This window comes from Microbacterium sulfonylureivorans (assembly GCF_003999995.1).
Taxonomy (GTDB): Bacteria; Actinomycetota; Actinomycetes; order Actinomycetales; family Microbacteriaceae; genus Microbacterium; species Microbacterium sulfonylureivorans.
Window position 1 is genome coordinate 384,280 of sequence record NZ_RJAD01000003.1, and the last position, 18,465, is coordinate 402,744.

The window sequence follows — 18,465 nt, forward strand, 5'->3', positions numbered from 1 at the left end:
CAGACTCACTTCGCGGGAGCCCTGCGCGAGAGCCTCGTGAGCCGCGGCACGTTCGCCGTCGCGCCGGCCTCCGGCGGCACGATGACCTCCTGCGCGGCGGTGATCGGGCCGTCCTCGGTGTCGACCAGGAGCGTCGCGTCCACCGGCGTCGAGCGGCGCACGATCGCGAGTGCGATCGGCCCGTCCTCGAAGTGGAGCGCGGCCGAGGTGACGGCGCCGACGGCATCGTCGCCGACGCGGACGACGGCGCCGCGCCCGGGGAGGACGCTGCCGCTGCCGTCGAGCTGGAGCGCGACCAGACGCCGGGGCGGGTGGCCGAGGTTGTGCACCTTGGCCACGGTCTCCTGGCCGCGATAGCAGCCCTTGCTCAGGTGCACCGCCGTGCGCAGCCAGTCGAGCTCATGCGGCAGCACGCGCTCATCGACATCCGCTGCCCAGCGGGGGCGCCATGCGGCGACGCGAAGGGCATCGGCAGCGGCGAGGCCGGCGATCACGAGGTCGCCGCCGGCCGCGGCATCCGCGATCCGACGCTCCTCGTCGCGCGTGACGAGCGCCTCCGCCCAGTCGCGTCCGGCACCGGGGTGCGGATCGACGGGGGCATAGCCCCAGCCACCCGGGGCGATGTGCGGCCACGGGTCGGTCCAGACGAGCGGCACAGCCCCCGGCCGGGCGGCCTCGACGCGGCCGAGCCCGGCGGCCGTGCCGCCGAAGACCGCGTACTCGTCGCTCGCGTCGCGCGGGTCGACGCGCAGCCGGAAGCGCATCCTGCGCAGCCACGCCAGCAGGCCGTCGGCATCGGCGCGGTCGACGATCAGCCAGGTGGTCTCGCCGTCGTCGACGACGGATGCCGCGTGCTCGACGTGCCCCTGCGGGTCGAGCACGAGCAGCTCCGTGCTCACACCGGGCGCGAGCGACGTCAGTGCCTGCGACGTGAGCGAATCCAGCCACGACAGGCGGTCCTCGCCCGGGACCGCGAGCACGGCCCGATCGGAGAGCGGCACCACGGCCTGGCCCGCGGCGAGCGCCCGCTGCTCGACGAGGGGATTGCCGACGTGCTGCAGGCCGCCGTCGTCGACGACGGCTCCGGGCAGCGCGGAGAACAGGGAAGCCATCATTCCGCCCGGGCGAGACGGGCCGAGGCGTGGGCGCCGAGCTCTTCGCCGAGGGCCGCCATGTCCCAGGCCCAGAGCAGGTGCCCGTCGACGAGTCCGTACATGCGGGCGGCCGCGGCGTACGTCTTCGCACCGGCGGGGCGCACCACGGCGTCGGTCGCGATGTCGATGCGCGGACCCTTGATCTGGCCGAGGTAGAGCTCGCTGACGCCGTCGGCGTGCACGAGGACGACCTCGATGTCGAAGCCGCCCTCGGCATTGCGGAGCAGCTCGACGTCGTCGGCGGTGCGCGCGGGTCCGGCCTCGAGTGCCGGCAGGAGTCCCGGTCCGGCGTCGGCGTCGGTGGCCGGACGCGAGAGCCGCCAGTACCCCATCTCCGACACGAGCGGGATGCGGGTGTCGCCGTCTCCGTGCAGCCACGCGCTGGCGGAGTAGTTCAGGTAGTCGCCGCCGTCATGGCTGAAGCTCACGCGATGGCTGAACTCGCCGCTGTACGCGTGGTCGGCATAGTCGATGACACCGGTGCCCTCCCACACGCCGACGAGCCACGACAGCGGCGCGAGATCGGCGGGGAGATCGGTCGGCAGATCGAACATCGCGCGCCCGATCAGCGCTGGCCGCGGTACAGGTTCTTGAGAACGACCACGGACACGAAGACGATCGCGAGCGACGCCAGTCCGAGCAGACCCACGAAGAACATCTCGAGCGCGAAGAGATCCATGGGCTCAGTCTAGACGGGCGCCGAGCCCTCGCGGCGGGCGGCGCTAGCCGGGGACGATGGCGGCGAGTCCGAATCCGAGGCTGATGACGCCCATCACCACGAGTGCGCCGAGGGCGCTCGCCGCGACCCGCTCGGTGAATCCCTGCGAGCGGCCCGACCAGAGCTGCACCGCGAAGGCGAGGATGAGGCATCCGCCCAGTCCGACGGCGAGCCACTGCGCCCGCCAGTCGTCGCCTGCGAACAGGCCGACCAGCACGCCGATGACGGCGGCGACCACCCAGACGGCGATGATGCCGCCGAAGGTCCGGCGGGGAGCAAGCTCGGGGACGACCACGGCCCCATTCTTCCCCACGACGGCCGAACGCGCACGGAGGCCCGCACGGACGCCCGATGTCGTAGCGCGGAACCGGCTCTCCGCCACGCCCTACACTGGGGATCACGACCCGTCCCCTCGGGCCGGAAAGGCGATCCTTTGGCACAGCTCCTGGTTCTGAGCTCCACGCACGGAGGCGGCCCCGTCCTGCCGTCTCTCGAGCTGCTGAGCCACCGCGTGCGCCAGATCCCCGCCGAGCCCGCCCAGCTGGTCAACGCGCCGAGTGCTGACGTCATCTTCGTCGATGCGCGCGTGGACCTCGTCGGGGCCAAGTCGCTCTGCAAGATCCTCAACACCACCGGCCTCGACGCCCCCCTCCTGCTCGTCGTGACCGAGGGCGGTCTCACGGCCGTCTCCACCGACTGGGGCGTCGACGACGTCATCCTCGTCGCCGCAGGTCCCGCCGAGGTCGACGCCCGCATCCGCCTGGCGATCGGGCGGATGACGAAGGAGCAGGTCTCGACGCGCATCCAGACGTCGGGCATCACGATCGACGAGTCGTCGTACTCGGCGAAGGTGCACGGCAAGCCGCTCGACCTCACCTACAAGGAGTTCCAGCTCCTCCACTTCTTCGCCACCCACCCCTCGCGTGTGTTCACGCGCGAGCAGCTGCTCAGCGAGGTGTGGGGCTACGACTACTTCGGCGGCACGCGCACCGTCGACGTGCACGTGCGGCGCCTGCGCGCGAAGCTCGGCGACCTCGAGCAGCTCATCGGCACGGTGCGAAACGTCGGCTATCGCTTCAACGTGTACGAGGACGACCAGCTGCCCTCCCCGCGCGAGCGCACCGACGCGTAGCCCTCGCCGCCCACGTGTTCGGGGGCGATCCCGTTCACACTCTCGTCACTTGCGCCTGCAATGATGAAGGGATGATCGAACACGAGGTGCTCGACGCGGGGCTCGGCGACGCGGACGACGATGACTTCGACCTGGACGAGGAGCTGGACGCCCAGCTGCCCGAGCACCGCTACCTCGACCGGGAGCTGAGCTGGCTCGCGTTCAACCAGCGCGTGCTCGAGCTGGCCGAGGACCCCAACATCCCGGTTCTCGAGCGGGCCAACTTCCTCGCGATCTTCGCCAGCAACCTCGACGAGTTCTTCATGGTCCGCGTGGCCGGGCTCAAGCGCCGCATCGTCACCGGCCTGGCCGTGCCGACCAACGTGGGCCGCGCACCCGCCGAGGTGCTCGCCGACATCTCCACCGAGGCGCACCGGCTGCAGCTGCGCCACGCCGAAGGGTGGATGACTCTCGTCAAGCCCGCACTCGCCGACGCCGGCATCGATGTCGTGTCGTACGAGTCGCTCGACTCCGACGAGCGCGCGGCGCTGTACGACTACTTCCAGGCACAGGTGTTCCCGGTGCTCATGCCCCTCGCGGTCGACCCGGCGCACCCGTTCCCCTACATCTCGGGGCTCTCGCTCAACCTCGCGATCCGCATCCGAAACGCCCGCACCGGGCGCCAGGAGTTCGCGCGCCTGAAGGTGCCGCCGATGCTCCCGCGCTTCGTCGAGGTGCCCTTGGCTGAGGGACGCCTCCGCTACCTGCCGCTCGAAGACCTCATCTCCAACCACCTCGACGACCTCTTCCCCGGCATGGAGGTGCTCGACCACCACGCCTTCCGCCTCACGCGGAACGAGGACGTCGCGATCGAGGAGGACGAGTCGGAGAACCTGATCCAGGCGCTCGAGGCGGAGCTGCTGCGCCGGCGGTTCGGCCCGCCCATCCGCCTGGAGATCACCGACGACATGGACGAGGTCACCCTCGACCTGCTGATCCGCGAGCTCGACATCACCGAGCAGGAGGTCTACCGCCTCCCCGGCCCGCTCGACCTGCGAGGTCTGTTCGATCTGCGCATCGACCGGCCCGACCTGCGGTTCAAGCCGCACGTGCCGACGACGGCGATGGCGTTCCAGCCGGGCGACAACAACGAGCGGCCCGACATCTTCGCTTCCATCCGCAAGGGCGACGTGCTGGTGCATCACCCGTACGAGTCCTTCGCCACGAGCGTGCAGGCATTCCTCGAGCAGGCGGCCAAGGATCCGCACGTGCTCGCCATCAAGCAGACGCTGTACCGCACGTCGGGCGACAGCCCGATCGTCGAGGCGCTGATCGATGCCGCCGAGGCGGGCAAGCAGGTGCTCGCGCTCGTCGAGATCAAGGCGCGCTTCGACGAGGCGAACAACATCCTGTGGGCGCGCAAGCTCGAGAAGGCCGGAGTGCACGTCGTCTACGGTCTCGTCGGACTGAAGACCCACTGCAAGCTCGCGCTCGTGATCCGCGAGGAGGGCGGTGTGCTGCGCAGCTACAGCCACGTCGGCACGGGCAACTACAACCCCAAGACGAGCCGCATCTACGAGGACTTCGGGCTGTTCACCGCCGACGATCAGGTCGGCCGCGACCTCACCCGCCTGTTCAACGAGCTGAGCGGCTACGCGATCGAGAAGAAGTTCAAGCGGCTGCTCGTCGCACCGCTGCACCTGCGCAAGGGCCTCCTCCGCCTCATCGACAAGGAGCGCCGCAACGCGCTGGCGGGCAAGCCCGCGAACGTGCGGATCAAGGTCAACTCGATGGTCGACGAGCAGATCATCGACGCGCTCTACCGGGCCAGCCAGGCCGGCGTGAAGGTCGAGGTGTGGGTGCGCGGCATCTGCTCGCTCAAGCCCGGTGTCGAGGGGATGAGCGAGAACATCACGGTCCGCAGCATCCTGGGCCGCTACCTCGAGCACTCCCGCATCTTCTCCTTCCACAACGACGGCGACCCTCAGGTGTTCATCGGCAGCGCCGACATGATGCACCGCAACCTCGACCGGCGCGTCGAGGCGCTCGTGCGCGTCGTCGCCCCCGCACACCTCAAGGAGCTCGCCGACTTCTTCGACCTCGCGATGAGCGACACGTCCACGTCGTGGCACCTCGGATCGGACGGCGAATGGGTGCGCCACAACGAGGACGCGGACGGAAGGCCGCTCGTCGACATGCAGGACCGCACCATGACCAACGTGCAGCGCCGCCGGCGGGCACGCGCGGTGCGATGACCGAAACGGCCGTCTACGCCGCGGGCGGCGTCGTCTGGCGCATCGTCGACGAGAAGCTGCACGTGCTGCTGATCCATCGCACGAAGTACCGCGACGTGACGCTTCCCAAAGGCAAGGTCGATCCCGGAGAGATGCTCGCCGAGACCGCGGCGCGAGAGATCTTCGAGGAGACGGGCATCCGGGTCTCGCTGGGCGTCCCCGTAGGCGTCTCGCGCTACCGCCTGCCGAGCAAGCGGCAGAAGATCGTGCACTACTGGGCGGCCGAGGCGACGGATGCCGCGATCCGGGCTTCCGCGTTCGTGCCCAACAAGGAGATCGCCGCCATCGAGTGGGTGACCCCCAAGAAGGCGATCGCGCGCCTCAGCTACCCCGTCGACGTCGAGATACTCGAGACCTTCATGCATCTCGTCGACGAGGGAGTGCTCCGCACCTTCCCGCTCATCGCGCTGCGTCACGCCAAGGCGCTCGGCCGCGACGAGTGGGAGGGGAAGGATGCCGCGCGCCCGCTCGCTCCGCGCGGGCGCAGGCAGGCGAACTCCATCGTCGGCCCGCTCCTCGCCTTCGGCGCGCGCAAGCTCATCTCGAGCCCCGCCACACGCTGCGTGAAGACGATCGCACCGCTGTCGGCCGCTCTCGGCCGCAAGATCGACAAGTCGACCCTCATCAGTCAGGACGCGTGGGAGGACGGCGCCTCCGACGCGCGCACCGTCATCGGACAGCGCGTCCGCGCCCGCAAGCCCGCCGTGCTCTGCAGCCACGGCCCGGTGCTGCCGGAGATCCTCACCGAGATCGCCCTGGCGACGGGGACGCTCCGCGGGTCGTACCTCGGCAGCGCCTCAGCGCTCGAGCCGGCGGCGTTCTCGGTCGTGCACCTCTCGGTCGACAACCCCGGCTCGGGCATCGTCGCGATCGAGACGCACGCCCCGAAGATCTGACCGCGAGCGGTCGCCGCGGCCCCGGTGAACGGACGTCCATCCGCTCGCATGGATGTCGGCATCCCGTTCACCTTCCGTTCACCATCCGAGCGCACTCTCTTAAGAGTCCGCGCCTACGTTTCAGTGCGAGCCCTGCACCGGGCCATCACCCGAAGCCCCCACCCCGGGCCTCATTTCCCTGAACACGTGAAGGATTCACACAGTGAAGATCTCCCGCATCGCCCAGGTGGGCGCTGTCGCCGCTATCGCGGCCCTCGCCCTCGCCGGCTGCGCATCGAACGAGACGCCCGCGGGCGACCCGACCGGCGAGGCGCCCGTCTCCGACCTCTCCGGCGCGATCGCCGGTGGCGGGTCCTCGGCGCAGGAAGTCGCCGTCTCCGCATGGACCGCCGGTTTCCAGACCGCCAACCCCGAGGTCGACGTGACCTACGACCCCGCCGGTTCCGGCGCGGGCCGTGAGTCCTTCCAGGCCGGCGCCTTCCCGTTCGCGGGCTCGGACCGCGCGTTCACCGTCGAAGAACTCGAGGCCGGTCCGTTCGACGGCTGCGTCGAGGGCTCCGGCATCATCGAGGTCCCGACCTACATCTCCCCGATCGCCGTGATCTTCAACGTCGAGGGCGTCGACACGCTGAACCTCGACGCCGCGACGACCGCTGGTCTCTTCGCGGGCACGATCACCAACTGGAACGACCCGGCGATCGCCGCGCTGAACGAGGGTGTCGAGCTTCCCGATCTCGCTGTGACGCCGGTGCACCGCGCCGACGACTCGGGCACGACCGAGAACTTCACCGACTACCTCTTCCAGGCCGCGCCCGACGCGTGGACCTCCGAGCCCGACGGCGTGTGGCCGCTGAGCTCCGGCGAGGCCGCCCAGGGCACCTCGGGCGTCGTCTCTGCCGTCGCCGGCGGCAACGGCACCATCGGCTACGCCGATGCGTCGCGCGCCGCTGAAGAGGGCCTGTCGACCGCATCCATCAAGGTCGGCGACGAGTTCGTCAGCTACTCGCCCGAGGCCGCAGCCGCCATCGTGGATGCCTCCCCGTTCGAGGAGGGCCGCTCCGAAGGCGACCTCGCGATCAGCCTCGACCGCACCTCGGAAGAGGCCGGCGTGTACCCGATCGTGCTCGTCAGCTACATGATCGCGTGCCAGGAGTACGCCGACCCGGCCAACGCGCCGCTCGTCAAGGGCTACCTGCAGTACGTCGCGAGCCCCGAGGGTCAGGATGCGGCGGCCGCCGCCGCCGGCAGCGCACCCATCTCGGACGCGCTGCGCGAGCAGATCAACGCGGCGATCGACACGATCGTCACGGAGTAGGACCATTGAGACCCGGTCCGGCTTCAGCGCCGGGCCGGGTCTCGCCCTGATATCGACCCGAACCAGAAGGACACCATGACGACGACCACCGCTCCGGCAGCCCCGGCAGCCAAGGTCAAGCAGCGACCGGGCGACCGCTGGTTCTCGGGCACCGCGCTGGCCGCGGGTTCGATGATCCTCGTGACGCTCGCCGCCGTCGCGATCTTCCTCATCGTGCAGTCGGTCCCCGGTCTCACCGCCACGAACGAGACCGCGTCGATCCTGACGAGCAACTTCTGGGCTTACGTCTGGCCACTCGCCTTCGGCACCGTGTGGGCCTCGTTCCTCGCGCTGCTCATGGCCGTGCCGCTCGCCGTGTCGGTCGCTCTCTTCATCTCGCACTACGCACCGCGCCGGCTCGCGCAGAGCCTCGGCTACGTCGTCGATCTCCTCGCCGCGGTCCCCTCCGTCGTGTTCGGCCTGTGGGGCATCATCGTCCTCGCGCCCGCGGTGCAGCCCGTCTACACCTGGCTCAACGCCAACATGGGCTGGTTCCCGCTGTTCGGCGGCACGGTCTCGGCCACCGGGCGCACGATCTTCACGGCCGCCATCGTCCTCGCGGTCATGGTCGTCCCGATCATCACCGCCATCTGCCGCGAGATCTTCCTGCAGACCCCTGTGCTCCACGAGGAAGCGGCCCTCGCCCTCGGCGCGACGCGCTGGGAGATGATCCGGATGGCCGTCTTCCCCTTCGGCCGCAGCGGGATCGTCTCGGCCTCCATGCTGGGCCTCGGTCGCGCCCTCGGCGAGACGATGGCGGTCGCCATGGTGCTCTCGGCCACAGGCGTCATCACCCTCCAGCTCTTCACCGCCGAGAACCCGAACACGATCCCGGCGAACATCGCCCTCTCGTTCCCCGAGGCGTACGGCACGAACATCAACGTGCTGATCGCGACGGGCCTCATCCTCTTCATCGTCACCTTCGCCGTGAACGCGATCGCCCGCTGGATCGTCAGCCGCCGCAAGGAATTCTCGGGAGCCAACTGACATGACCACCGTTACCGCTCCCACCCAGGCGCCACCGCCGCCCACTGTCCGTGAGCACCAGCGCCTCACCAGCGGCCACCTGCCGAAGTGGGCGCCGTGGGGCACCCTCGTCGCGAGCGCCGTCTCCAGCGCGCTCGTGTTCGGCATCATCGCGATGGCCGCCGGCGAGGGCTTCAACCTCGCCGGCTGGGGCGTCGTCACGGCGCTGCTCTACCTGCTCCTGATCACCGGGATCTCCTCGATGGTCGAGGGGCGGCGCAAGGGCATCGACCGCCTCGTCACCGGCGTCGTCACGGTCGCCTTCGCGATCGCCATGGTCCCGCTCGTATCGGTGGCATGGACGGTCCTCGTCAACGGCATCGCCGGCATCAACGCCGAATTCTTCACGAGCTCGATGCGCAACGTGGTCGGCGAGGGCGGCGGCGCGCTGCACGCCATCATCGGCACCCTGCTCATCACCCTCGCGGCCGCCGTCATCTCCATCCCCATCGGCATCTTCACCGCGATCTACCTCGTCGAGTACGGCGCCGGCAAGCGGCTGGCCAACGGGATCACCTTCCTGGTCGACGTCATGACGGGCATCCCGTCGATCGTCGCCGGTCTCTTCGCCTATGCCCTGTTCGCGCTGTTCTTCGGCCCCGGCATCCGCATGGGCATCATGGGGTCGATCGCGCTCTCCGTGCTGATGATCCCTGTCGTCGTGCGTTCGAGCGAGGAGATGCTGCGGCTCGTCCCCAACGAGCTGCGCGAGGCGTCGTACGCGCTCGGCGTGCCGAAGTGGCTGACCATCTCCAAGGTCGTGCTTCCGACGTCGATCGCCGGCATCACCACGGGCGTCATGCTCTCGATCTCGCGCGTCATCGGCGAGACGGCCCCGCTGCTGCTCACCGCCGGCGTGGCGACCTCGATGAACTACAACCTGTTCGATGGGCGCATGATGACACTGCCGGTCTTCGTGTACACGCAGTACATGAACGCGGGCATCCCGGTTCAGGCGTACCACGATCGCGCGTGGGCGGGTGCGCTCATCCTGATCGTGATCGTCATGGCGCTCAACCTGATCGCGCGCCTCGTCGCGAAGATCTTCTCCCCCAAGCTCGGCCGCTGACGCGCCGCCCTTCTTCCCGAATCGAAATCAGAGGAATCGTGTCCAAGAGCATCGAAGTCAACGATCTCAACGTCTACTACGGCGACTTCCTGGCCGTCGAGGGCGTCTCGCTCGAGATCGAGCCGCGCAGCGTGACGGCGTTCATCGGCCCGTCGGGCTGCGGCAAGTCCACCTTCCTGCGCACGCTCAACCGCATGCACGAGGTCATCCCCGGCGCGCGCGTCGAAGGCGAGGTCCTGCTCGACGGCGACGACCTCTACGGCGCCAACGTCGACCCGGTGCTCGTGCGCCGCCAGGTGGGCATGGTCTTCCAGCGCCCCAACCCGTTCCCGACGATGTCGATCAAGGAGAACGTGCTGGCGGGCGTCAAGCTCAACAACAAGCGCATCTCCAAGTCCGACGCCGACGCCCTCGTCGAGAAGTCGCTCAAGGGCGCCAACCTGTGGAACGAGGTCAAGGACCGCCTCGACAAGCCCGGCTCGGGCCTTTCGGGCGGTCAGCAGCAGCGACTGTGCATCGCCCGCGCGATCGCCGTGTCGCCCGAGGTCATCCTCATGGACGAGCCGTGCTCCGCCCTCGACCCGATCTCGACGTACGCGATCGAGGAGCTCATCGGCGAACTGAAGAACGACTACACGGTCGTCATCGTCACCCACAACATGCAGCAGGCATCTCGCGTGAGTGACAAGACGGCGTTCTTCAACATCGCCGGCACCGGCAAGCCCGGCAAGCTCATCGAGTACGACGAGACCAAGTCGATCTTCACCACGCCGTCCGTCCAGGCCACCGAGGACTACGTCTCCGGACGCTTCGGCTGATCCTGCCGTTCACGAAGGCCGTCGCCCTCAGGGGCGGCGGCCTTCGTCGTTCCCGGCGGCGAGTCCGCGGAGTGTCTCGACCAGCGTGCGCGGGTCGGCTGCGGCATCCCACCCGCTCGAGACGAGCTGCTGGTAGCCGATGACGGCGGACACGATGACCACCGCGCGGCGCCGCGCTTCGTCCGGGCCGACCCCTGCTGCGACGAGCAGCGACGCGAGGTACGACACGCGCCGCTCGGTGACCGCCGCCACCATGGAGCGCACCGGTTCGCTCGTGGCGTCGGCGTAGAGCGTGCGCTCTCCCGACCGCTCGCCGGTGCGGTGCGCGATGAGCTCGAGGAGTCCGGCGAGCCGCGCCTGGGGCGGCTCGATCCTCTCCACCTGCGCGATCAGGCGCTCGGTCTCGAGGTCGCTCCACCGCTTGAGCACCGCGTCCACGAGCGCCCGGCGATCGGTGAAGTGCCAGTAGAACGAGCCTTTGGTGGCGCCGACGGAGCGAGCAACGGGCTCGACGGCGACGGCGGTGATCCCGTCGGCGCTGAAGCACTCGTAGGCGGCGGAGATCCAGTCGTCGCGGGTCAGCCTTGCCATGTCCGTACCGTACCGTATAGTCTCGCTCACGCATCCATACGGGTGCGTATGTGATGGGTTCGCTGGGGACCCGTCGAAGTGGAGATCCGATGAGACAGCCGGGCTTCTGGTCGCTCGCACTCGCAGACATCGTCGACCCCGACTACACGCAGGTCTGGCTCGATGTCCTCCCCGCCCATGCCACCGCCGACCCTGCGGCGTGGGCGCGCAATCTGTTCTCGAGCTCGGCGCTGCCCCGTTGGCTCGCCGGCGTGCTGGCGCTGCGGTCCCTCCTCGGTAGACGTGCACCGCGCTGCGAGACGTTCGCGGTGCGTCGCGTCGAGGGTGAGGAGGCACTCGTCGCCGTCGACGCGCGCGGCGTCGACGTCCGCGTCGGCATCGGAGTGGACGAGGAGCGCGCCCTCGTCCGCGTGGTCACCGCGATGCGGTTCAAGGGGCGCGGAGGACGCCTCTGGTCGCTGCCGCTGCGCCTCTCGCTCGCCCTGCTGATGCGCGGGATGCTCTCGCGCGCCCGGCGCGAGCTGTCGGGGGTGACGCGCTGATCAGGCGCGCGGGCTCAGCAGGTACCGGTTGAAGGACGCCGTCAGCTCGCCGTCGACCGGCAGCTCGGCGCCGTCGATCGCGGTCACGGGCACGGCCAGTCGCACGCTGGACAGCAGCCACGCGGCATCCGCCGTCGCCAGCGCGCTCACCGGGATCGTCTCGTACGCCGTCTCGTGCCCGAGGTCGGCGAGGTGCTCGAACAGGCTCAGCTGCGTGGTGCCGTGGAGGATGCCGCCGTTGGGGGCGGGGGTGACGAAGCGATCGCCCTGGCGCAGGACGAGCGATGCGGTCGGCGCTTCGAGCACGAAGCCGTCGGACGAGACGAAGATCGCGTCATCGGCGCCGCGACGCTTGGCCTCGCGGATCGCGGCCATGTTGACGGCGTACGACAGCGTCTTGGCGCCGAGGAGCAGCCACGGGGCTCGCGCCGGCGTGTCGATCGCGTATCCGCGGTCGAGCGTCACCACGCGGATGCCGTGCTCGCGCACACCGCTGTTGTCGGCGGCAGCCGCCGCCGTCACCCAGGCCGTCGGCGTGGGGCCGTGCTCGATGCCGCGGCTGAGCACCAGCTTGATCACTCCCTCGCCGTCCGCCGGGCAGTGCGCCGCAGCGACCTCGACGGCCTGGCGCCACTGCTCGCGATGCGGCACCGGCAGATCGCACAGCGCCGCCGAGTGCGCGAGCCGGTCGAGGTGGGCGATGAGCTCCTGCGCGTGTCCGTCGACGACGCCGACGGACTCGAAGATGCCGTCGCCGCGCTGGGTGCTGAGCTCGCCCACGCTGAGCGCGGGCGCGGACGCGTCGATGACGCGGAACGTCTCCGCGAAGTCGGTGCGGGGATCGTCGGATGCCGCGGGGTCGATCACGAGCGCGAAACGCCAGGCCATGCCCCCGAGCCTACGGTGTCGGGAATGCCGAAGACGTCGCCTCGGTTACACTGGATCGGCCGGGCCGCAGTAACCCCGGGCTCCATCTTCTGCCGCCGCGAGCGGCCTCGCGCCGAGAGGCGTTCTGCGGCCCGGCACTTACGTCCCGGAGGCCTCAGGTGAGCGCCTCGCGCCGCCACAGGGCCGCGCAGGCGGCGAGGTCGACCGCGTAGTCCGAAAGTCGCAGTGCGCGTGTGGTGAAGGTCGAGGCTCGGTCGGGCTCGGTCCGGTCGTAGTCGTCGGCGAGGTGGGTCGCTCCCGACGCCTGCACCCGGCAGAACGCCGCGGCCCGGTCGAGTGCGACCGCGAAGTCGCCCTCGAAGAGACCTCGCAGGATCTGGTCGATGAGGGCCACCAGCTCGTCCGGGCCGGCCGGCGACGGCGCACCCGCGACGACGACGTCCGCCGAGGCGAGCTCTGCGCGGCCTCGCTCGTACAGCAGTGCGGCTGTGCGCGCGTCGTCGTGGATCATGAGCTGCAGCAGGTAGAGGCGCCAGAGCGCCCCCGGCAGCGACTTCGCCGGCGATCGCGACCACAGCTCGGCGATGTCGTCGATGCCGTGCGCGTCGGTGAACGCGACAAGCCGGTCGACGACCTGCCCGTCGGGGTCTTCGCGCACGCGTGCGAGGAGGGCGTGCGCAGTCGAATGCGCGACCCGCGAGACCTCCGCGGGGTCTTCGGCGGCGAACCGCCGATCGAAGAGCTCGGCGGGGCGCTTGACGGGCTTGTGGAAGTCCCTGGACTCGTCGCTCACCCGGTCCAGGGTACCGGCAGCGGCTCGACCGGAGGCCGGTTGGAGACGACCGGATGGCTTCGCACGGCGATGTGACGGGCATCCGCTCGCTCGGCCGCGTCGGCCGCGGCCTCTGCCGCAGCGAGGCGCGCAGCGGCTTCCCAGGGCAGGCACATGAGCAGACGGCGTTCTGGGTCAGGCCTGGTTGATGCGGATGTGGTTGCCCGCGGGGTCGCGGAAGGCGCAGTCGCGCGGTCCCCAAGACTGCTCGATCGGCTCCTGCAGCACCTCGGCGCCCGAGGCGCGCAGTCGCTCGAAGGTCGCGTCGATGTCGCTGGTGGTGAAGACATACGGACCGGGACCCGAGCCCTTGACGACGAGCCGCTGCAGCGCATCGGCGTCCTCGGGCGAGCGGCCGGCCGCCGGGTCGGAGAGGACGACGGCGAGTCCCTCCTGGCCCGAGAAGCCGAAGCTCAACCAGCGGTTGCCGTCATAGGAGACGTCGTTGACGATCTCGAGTCCGAGCCCGTCTCGGTAGAACGGGATCGCTGCTTCCACGTCGTCGACGGTGATGGGGCAGTATGCGAGTGCGGTGGTGGTCATGGATGCCACGCTAGAACAGGCCGGACGCGCCGCGCTTCTCCGATCCTGCTCGGTCGTCGGCGCCGGTCAGGCGTAGCGCGTCGGACGCGTGAGGATCTTCGCGACGCACAGCGGCATGACCTCCGCGGCGTCGTGCGGGCGGCTGCGGTACGCGCTCGGCGTCTCGCCGACGATCTCGGTGAACGTCGAGCTGAACGAACCGAGCGAGGTCGCACCGACGGCGGTGCAGGCATCCGTCACCGACGTGCCCGACCGCAGCAGCGCCATCGCCCGCTCGATGCGGCGCGTCATGAGGTACGAGTAGGGCGTCTCGCCGTAGGCCGCCTTGAACTCGCGTGAGAAGTGCGCGGGCGACATGAGCGCCTTCGCCGCCATCGTGGGCACGTCGAGCGGCTCGGCGTAGTCGCGGTCCATCAGGTCGCGGGCACGGCGGAGGTGCGCGAGGGTCTGCGGGGTCTGCGGAGCGGCGGCCACCCCTTCACGGTACCGGGATCGTCCGACTCGGCGCGATCGCCGCCGATCACGCGGTGGGGATGGTGACGATGGGCTCCGACGACGGCTCGCCCGTCGGGGATCCGCCCTGCGGCTCGACGGTCACGGCGATCGTGTCGCCGGGCTCCATCGCCCCGTCGAGGAGCGCGGTCACCGCGTCATCGCCCGCGGGCTCGAAGGTGCCGGCCGACACCGCGGCCCCGTCTCGGACGAACCACAGCTCGTAGCTCTGGTCGTCGGCGATCTCGGGCAGTCCGTCGGAGACGAGCACGGCCTTGCCGACCGATGCCGACCAGTGCGCGGTGGCGGTGCCGCCGTCGTCGAGCTCGGTGGTGGCCGACTCGGAGTCGGGCGCGGCCTCGATCTCGGCGAGCGCCGCGACAGCCGGCGGCCTGTTGACGTACTGGTTGATGCTGACGGCGCCGAATCCGAGCACGACGAGGATCACCATCGACGCGGCGAGCGTCAGGAGGCCGCGCGTCCAGTTGCGTCGCGAGATGGCCTGGATGGTGGACGTCGTCGGTGCGGGTTCGACGAACGAGGGGTCGTCGGCGGAGACGGATGCCTCGGGCCGGGTCGCGACGGGGTCTGCCGCCGCTGCTTCGGCCGCGTCGGCGTCCGGCAGCTGCGGCATCGTCGCGATGCGCGAGAGCAGCGTCGAGCGCAGGGTCAGCGGCGGCAGCGAGTCGGGGACGGCGTCGGCGAGTGCGACGGCGGTATCGGCATCCGCGGTGATCCAGTGCTCCCACTCGGGGTGCAGGGCGCGCGCGGCATCGAAGGCCTGCCTGTCGGCGGGCGACAGCGCATTGAGCACGAAGCCGGCGGACAGTTCGGCGAACTCCTGTTCGTCCATCACGCGGTCACCCCCATCTCTGCTCTCAGCCGGGACAGGCCGTCCCGCATCCTGGTCTTGACCGTTCCGAGCGGCGCGCCCACGAGCGCCGCGATCTCGCTCTGACTGTAACCGCCGTAATAGGCGAGGGTCAGCGCTTCCTTCTGCACCTCGGGGAGGCTCGACAGCGCCGCCGCCACCTTCTCCCCCTCGATGCGCAGCTCGACCTGCTCGGCCACACCGTCATGTGCGACGTCCAGGTCTCGGAAGCCGGCGCGGACATCCCGATCCGTGCTCGACTGCGACGACCGCACGCGGTCGACGGCCCGACGATGCGCGATCGTGAAGATCCACGACCTTCCCTGCCCTCTGTTCGGAGCGAACCTCGATGCGGATTGCCACACCTCGAGGAACACCTCCTGGAGCACCTCTTCGCTCTGGGAGCGGTCGACCAGCACCCGCAGGATGAGACCGAACACTCGCGGCGAGAGCATGTCGTAGAGCCGGGCGAACGCGCCCTGGTCGCCGCGCGCGACGCGCTGGATCAGCTCGCCGGCATGGTCGATGGGTTCGGCGCCGTCCTCCGGCACGTCGATCCCGTCGATCACCATGTCCACCAGCATGCCCTACTCCCCCCGTGCGCACCGCGAGGGCCGCCCGCTGTGTTGTTCGCATCGCGGACCGCTTCGGATTGCGCCGGCCGAGCGAGCGCAGCGGATGCCTCGGATCGGAGGGGTGCGGCATCCGACTCGGATTTCTTCCAATCCGTTTCGGCGGGGTCCTCCGAAGTGCCCGTGTAGCCGCTCCGGCGGCACGCTCCCCAACCGGGGACCTGCAGATCACGGTCCACACGGACCTCACAGAGGAGGAAGTCATGTCTCGCATCACCAGGAAGCGCGTCTCGGCAGGTCTGGCCCTCGCGCTCGCCGCCACGTTCGCGCTGTCGGCCTGTTCCATGGGCGGCTCCACCGCCGAGCCCTCGGACGAGCCCTCGACGCCCGCGATGGAGGAGACCGAGGAGCCCATGGAGATGGACCCGGCCGCCAACCTCGTCGGCCCCGGCTGTGCCGCCTACGCCGAGGCCGTCCCGGACGGCGCCGGCTCGGTCGAGGGCATGGCCGCCGATCCCGTGGCCACGGCCGCGTCGAACAACCCGCTGCTCACGACACTGGTCGCGGCGGTCAGCGGTCAGCTGAACCCCGACGTCGACCTCGTCGACACCCTCAACGGGGACGAGTTCACGGTGTTCGCACCGGTCGACGAGGCGTTCGCGGCGATCGACCCGGCGACCATCGAAGCGCTGAAGACCGACAGTGAGACCCTCACGTCGATCCTCACCTACCACGTCGTTCCCGGCCAGGTCGCGCCGGCCGACATCGTCGGCACGCAAGCGACCGTGCAGGGTGCCGACGTCGAGGTGACCGGCAGCGGCGACGAGCTCATGGTCAACGGCGCCAACGTGATCTGCGGCGGGGTCCAGACGGCAAATGCCACCGTGTACCTCATCGACGCGGTCCTGATGCCTCCGGCTCAGTGACCCAGCGCCGGCTTCGGCCGGCGATCCGGGGGGCGGCGTGCCGCCGGTGCTGCGAGGTCACCGGCGGCTTCGTCGCGTTCGGAGGCATGCACTGAAGGGCGCCCCGCGTCAAGGGGCATGTCGCCGTCAGGCGATGCCCCTAGTTTGTCTCTCGTGCGGGGCGTGCCGGAGGGGTGCGACGTCCGCGCGGGAGGACCATGACTGACCTGCGTGAAGCCGGCGAGGTCTCGACGGGCGAGATCCTGGACGGCCGCTATCGGCTGATGGAGCGCATCGGCGAGGGCGGCATGGCGCGCGTCTATCGTGCGGAGGATGCCGCGCTGCAGCGCACCGTCGCCATCAAGGTGCTGCGCGGACCGATCGACGAGGTCGGGTCCATCGAGCGGGCGCTGTCGGAGACGACGCTGCTGGCCTCGCTCAACCATCACTCCCTGGTGACGCTGTTCGACGCCCACGTCTCGGCCGACGATTCGAGCTACCTGGTCATGGAGTACGTCGAGGGCGAGACGCTGCGGGACCTCATCGGGAGGGGTCCTGTCGACCCCGCGCTCATGGCGTCGATCACGGTGGACATCGCGGAGGGGCTCCACATCGCCCACTCCGCCGGCGTCGTCCATCGCGACATCAAGCCGTCGAACGTGCTCCTGTGGCGCTCACTGCTCCCTGGGCACCAGTGGCGCGCCAAGCTCGCCGACTTCGGGATCGCCTACCTGCTCGACTCCCCGCGGATGACGACGCCGGGCATGGCCGTGGGCACCGTCGCCTACATCGCCCCCGAGCAGGCTCGCGGCGAGACCCCCGCGCCGCCAGCCGATGTCTACGCCCTGGGGATCATGCTGATCGAGGCGCTCACCGGCACCCGTCCCTTCGCCGAGGCGGAGGGCATCGGCACGGTGATGGCCCGCCTCGCTGCGCCTCCTCCCATCCCCGATACGCTTCACCCGGCCTGGCAGGGCCTTCTCCGCGGCATGACGACGATCCGTCCCGACGACCGGCCGACCGCGCTCGAGGTCGCCGTCACGGCCGCGCGGCTCGCCAAAGGCGACAGCGCGGGGGTCGCGACGAGCGAGCCGACCGCAACGGCGCCGGTCGCCGTGACGTCGCCGGCGGTCGTCGAGACGCGTCCGACGGCCGTGCTGCCCGCGCCGGTGAGCGCCGACGTCAAGACCGTCGCCCTGGCGGCGACGGAGGCTGCGGATGCGGTCGCCGCGGCGCCCCCGCTCCCTCCACCCCCGCTGCCGACGCGGCGCGCGCAGGCGCGACCGGCTCAGAGCCGCCGTCGGCGGCGTCTGGTCATCGGCGCCGTGATCGGCGCGATCGCGCTCGCTGCGGTGATCGCCGTGACCGCCTGGTCGCTATCGCTCGCCGGAACGCCGACCCCCGCTCCGATCTCCCCCAGTGTTGTGGAGCCGTCGGTCGAGCCGAGCGTGGCCCCGAGCATCGCGCCCACCGAGGAGGAGCCCGCGCCCGCCGAGGACGACGGCGCCGGCGACAACAGCGGGTCGGGCAGCACCGGCGGCAACGGCAACAGCAACAGCGGCCCGGGCAACAACAATGGGAACGGCAAGGGCAAGGGTAAGGGCAACGACCGCTGACACCGAGAGGCGGGGTCGGCGGATGCCTCGTGCCAAGTAGGCTGGGAGGCTGAGGGCCTCTAGCTCAGTCGGTAGAGCATCGGACTTTTAATCCGCGGGTCGTGGGTTCGAGCCCCACGGGGCCCACTCGAGAGGAACCCCCGTGTTCCCGGCAACTACAGGGAACACGGGGG

Annotated in this window: 20 protein-coding genes and 1 tRNA gene; 11 read left to right on the plus strand and 10 right to left on the minus strand. The window is 70.2% G+C overall.

Going from position 1 to position 18,465, the window contains the following annotated elements:
• Positions 1 to 5 precede the first annotated feature (5 nt).
• The 3 genes from ygfZ to EER34_RS15270 form a co-directional block, all read right to left on the minus strand.
• The gene (gene ygfZ, locus EER34_RS15260) at positions 6 to 1,112 is read right to left on the minus strand and encodes a CAF17-like 4Fe-4S cluster assembly/insertion protein YgfZ (protein ID WP_127476236.1); all 1,107 of its coding nucleotides are present in this window, start codon (positions 1,110 to 1,112) and stop codon (positions 6 to 8) included.
• Complete coding sequence (locus EER34_RS15265; RefSeq protein WP_127476238.1) at positions 1,112 to 1,708, minus strand: nitrobindin family protein; 597 nt, start codon at positions 1,706 to 1,708, stop codon at positions 1,112 to 1,114. Before EER34_RS15265 ends, ygfZ begins: the two co-directional genes overlap by 1 nt.
• Positions 1,709 to 1,876: 168 nt before the next feature.
• Entirely contained in the window at positions 1,877 to 2,167 is a 291-nt protein-coding gene (locus tag EER34_RS15270) for a hypothetical protein (protein ID WP_127476240.1), read from the minus strand.
• 138 nt (positions 2,168 to 2,305) lie between these two features.
• On the opposite strand from EER34_RS15270, the gene EER34_RS15275 reads away from it, so the two are divergent.
• The 7 genes from EER34_RS15275 to pstB all read left to right on the plus strand — a co-directional run bounded on the left by EER34_RS15275 (position 2,306) and on the right by pstB (position 10,440).
• Positions 2,306 to 3,004 (plus strand): winged helix-turn-helix domain-containing protein, encoded by a 699-nt coding sequence (locus tag EER34_RS15275; RefSeq protein ID WP_127476242.1) that lies wholly within the window; start codon positions 2,306 to 2,308, stop codon positions 3,002 to 3,004.
• Between the two features lie 71 nt (positions 3,005 to 3,075).
• Positions 3,076 to 5,238: an RNA degradosome polyphosphate kinase gene (locus EER34_RS15280; protein WP_127476244.1), complete on the plus strand. Its 2,163-nt coding sequence runs from the start codon at positions 3,076 to 3,078 to the stop codon at positions 5,236 to 5,238.
• On the plus strand, positions 5,235 to 6,173 hold the full coding sequence (locus EER34_RS15285) for an NUDIX hydrolase (protein ID WP_127476246.1): 939 nt from the start codon (positions 5,235 to 5,237) through the stop codon (positions 6,171 to 6,173). The genes EER34_RS15280 and EER34_RS15285 overlap by 4 nt, the downstream gene beginning before the upstream one ends.
• A 202-nt stretch (positions 6,174 to 6,375) precedes the next feature.
• Positions 6,376 to 7,488 carry a phosphate ABC transporter substrate-binding protein PstS gene (gene pstS, locus EER34_RS15290; protein WP_127476247.1) on the plus strand — a complete coding sequence of 371 codons (1,113 nt, stop codon included), beginning with the start codon at positions 6,376 to 6,378 and terminating at the stop codon, positions 7,486 to 7,488.
• Between the two features lie 75 nt (positions 7,489 to 7,563).
• Positions 7,564 to 8,514, plus strand: a complete 951-nt coding sequence (pstC, locus tag EER34_RS15295; protein WP_127476249.1) for a phosphate ABC transporter permease subunit PstC — start codon at positions 7,564 to 7,566, stop codon at positions 8,512 to 8,514.
• Between the two features lies 1 nt (position 8,515).
• Positions 8,516 to 9,622: a phosphate ABC transporter permease PstA gene (gene pstA / locus EER34_RS15300; RefSeq protein ID WP_127476251.1), complete on the plus strand. Its 1,107-nt coding sequence runs from the start codon at positions 8,516 to 8,518 to the stop codon at positions 9,620 to 9,622.
• A gap of 38 nt (positions 9,623 to 9,660) precedes the next feature.
• Positions 9,661 to 10,440: a phosphate ABC transporter ATP-binding protein PstB gene (pstB, locus tag EER34_RS15305; protein ID WP_127476252.1), complete on the plus strand. Its 780-nt coding sequence runs from the start codon at positions 9,661 to 9,663 to the stop codon at positions 10,438 to 10,440.
• Between the two features lie 27 nt (positions 10,441 to 10,467).
• On the opposite strand, the gene EER34_RS15310 is transcribed toward pstB, so the two are convergent.
• On the minus strand, positions 10,468 to 11,031 hold the full coding sequence (locus tag EER34_RS15310; RefSeq protein WP_127476254.1) for a TetR/AcrR family transcriptional regulator: 564 nt from the start codon (positions 11,029 to 11,031) through the stop codon (positions 10,468 to 10,470).
• 89 nt (positions 11,032 to 11,120) lie between these two features.
• Here EER34_RS15310 and EER34_RS15315 point away from each other — a divergent pair, with 89 nt between their 5' ends.
• Positions 11,121 to 11,573: a DUF2867 domain-containing protein gene (locus tag EER34_RS15315; protein ID WP_127476255.1), complete on the plus strand. Its 453-nt coding sequence runs from the start codon at positions 11,121 to 11,123 to the stop codon at positions 11,571 to 11,573.
• Here the strand turns inward: EER34_RS15315 and EER34_RS15320 are convergent, their stop codons facing one another.
• From EER34_RS15320 to sigK, 6 genes are all read right to left on the minus strand, one after another.
• Positions 11,574 to 12,461 carry an aminodeoxychorismate lyase gene (locus EER34_RS15320; protein WP_127476257.1) on the minus strand — a complete coding sequence of 296 codons (888 nt, stop codon included), beginning with the start codon at positions 12,459 to 12,461 and terminating at the stop codon, positions 11,574 to 11,576.
• Positions 12,462 to 12,615: 154 nt separating this feature from the next.
• Positions 12,616 to 13,254: a DNA-directed RNA polymerase subunit beta gene (locus EER34_RS15325; protein WP_127476259.1), complete on the minus strand. Its 639-nt coding sequence runs from the start codon at positions 13,252 to 13,254 to the stop codon at positions 12,616 to 12,618.
• 174 nt (positions 13,255 to 13,428) lie between these two features.
• A complete protein-coding gene (locus tag EER34_RS15330) occupies positions 13,429 to 13,836 on the minus strand; it encodes a VOC family protein (protein WP_127476260.1) in 408 nt (135 codons plus the stop codon).
• A gap of 66 nt (positions 13,837 to 13,902) precedes the next feature.
• Positions 13,903 to 14,250 (minus strand): helix-turn-helix transcriptional regulator, encoded by a 348-nt coding sequence (locus EER34_RS15335; protein ID WP_127476483.1) that lies wholly within the window; start codon positions 14,248 to 14,250, stop codon positions 13,903 to 13,905.
• Between the two features lie 106 nt (positions 14,251 to 14,356).
• Positions 14,357 to 15,181, minus strand: coding sequence for an anti-sigma factor (locus EER34_RS15340; RefSeq protein ID WP_127476485.1), 825 nt, complete (start codon positions 15,179 to 15,181; stop codon positions 14,357 to 14,359).
• A complete protein-coding gene (gene sigK, locus EER34_RS15345; RefSeq protein WP_205791681.1) occupies positions 15,181 to 15,783 on the minus strand; it encodes an ECF RNA polymerase sigma factor SigK in 603 nt (200 codons plus the stop codon). Before sigK ends, EER34_RS15340 begins: the two co-directional genes overlap by 1 nt.
• A gap of 251 nt (positions 15,784 to 16,034) precedes the next feature.
• Between sigK and EER34_RS15350 the strand changes: the two genes are divergently transcribed.
• The 3 genes from EER34_RS15350 (at position 16,035) to EER34_RS15360 (ending at position 18,418) form a co-directional block, all read left to right on the plus strand.
• On the plus strand, positions 16,035 to 16,697 hold the full coding sequence (locus EER34_RS15350) for a fasciclin domain-containing protein (RefSeq protein ID WP_127476262.1): 663 nt from the start codon (positions 16,035 to 16,037) through the stop codon (positions 16,695 to 16,697).
• Between the two features lie 197 nt (positions 16,698 to 16,894).
• Positions 16,895 to 18,292, plus strand: a complete 1,398-nt coding sequence (locus EER34_RS15355; protein ID WP_127476264.1) for a serine/threonine-protein kinase — start codon at positions 16,895 to 16,897, stop codon at positions 18,290 to 18,292.
• A 53-nt stretch (positions 18,293 to 18,345) separates the two neighbouring features.
• Positions 18,346 to 18,418, plus strand: a tRNA-Lys gene (locus tag EER34_RS15360).
• The last annotated feature ends 47 nt before the right edge of the window (positions 18,419 to 18,465 follow it).

What these genes read in the sequence shown, in the direction of transcription:
- ygfZ (WP_127476236.1), bottom strand. Translation starts at nt 1,112, where the DNA reads ATGGCTTCCCTGTTCTCCGCGCTGCCCGGAGCCGTCGTCGACGACGGC.
- EER34_RS15265 (WP_127476238.1), bottom strand. Translation starts at nt 1,708, where the DNA reads ATGTTCGATCTGCCGACCGATCTCCCCGCCGATCTCGCGCCGCTGTCG.
- EER34_RS15280 (WP_127476244.1), top strand. Translation starts at nt 3,076, where the DNA reads ATGATCGAACACGAGGTGCTCGACGCGGGGCTCGGCGACGCGGACGAC.
- EER34_RS15285 (WP_127476246.1), top strand. Translation starts at nt 5,235, where the DNA reads ATGACCGAAACGGCCGTCTACGCCGCGGGCGGCGTCGTCTGGCGCATC.
- pstC (WP_127476249.1), top strand. Translation starts at nt 7,564, where the DNA reads ATGACGACGACCACCGCTCCGGCAGCCCCGGCAGCCAAGGTCAAGCAG.
- pstA (WP_127476251.1), top strand. Translation starts at nt 8,516, where the DNA reads ATGACCACCGTTACCGCTCCCACCCAGGCGCCACCGCCGCCCACTGTC.
- EER34_RS15310 (WP_127476254.1), bottom strand. Translation starts at nt 11,031, where the DNA reads ATGGCAAGGCTGACCCGCGACGACTGGATCTCCGCCGCCTACGAGTGC.
- EER34_RS15315 (WP_127476255.1), top strand. Translation starts at nt 11,121, where the DNA reads ATGAGACAGCCGGGCTTCTGGTCGCTCGCACTCGCAGACATCGTCGAC.
- EER34_RS15320 (WP_127476257.1), bottom strand. Translation starts at nt 12,461, where the DNA reads ATGGCCTGGCGTTTCGCGCTCGTGATCGACCCCGCGGCATCCGACGAT.
- EER34_RS15330 (WP_127476260.1), bottom strand. Translation starts at nt 13,836, where the DNA reads ATGACCACCACCGCACTCGCATACTGCCCCATCACCGTCGACGACGTG.
- EER34_RS15335 (WP_127476483.1), bottom strand. Translation starts at nt 14,250, where the DNA reads ATGGACCGCGACTACGCCGAGCCGCTCGACGTGCCCACGATGGCGGCG.
- EER34_RS15340 (WP_127476485.1), bottom strand. Translation starts at nt 15,181, where the DNA reads ATGGACGAACAGGAGTTCGCCGAACTGTCCGCCGGCTTCGTGCTCAAT.
- sigK (WP_205791681.1), bottom strand. Translation starts at nt 15,783, where the DNA reads ATGCTGGTGGACATGGTGATCGACGGGATCGACGTGCCGGAGGACGGC.
- EER34_RS15350 (WP_127476262.1), top strand. Translation starts at nt 16,035, where the DNA reads ATGTCTCGCATCACCAGGAAGCGCGTCTCGGCAGGTCTGGCCCTCGCG.
- EER34_RS15355 (WP_127476264.1), top strand. Translation starts at nt 16,895, where the DNA reads ATGACTGACCTGCGTGAAGCCGGCGAGGTCTCGACGGGCGAGATCCTG.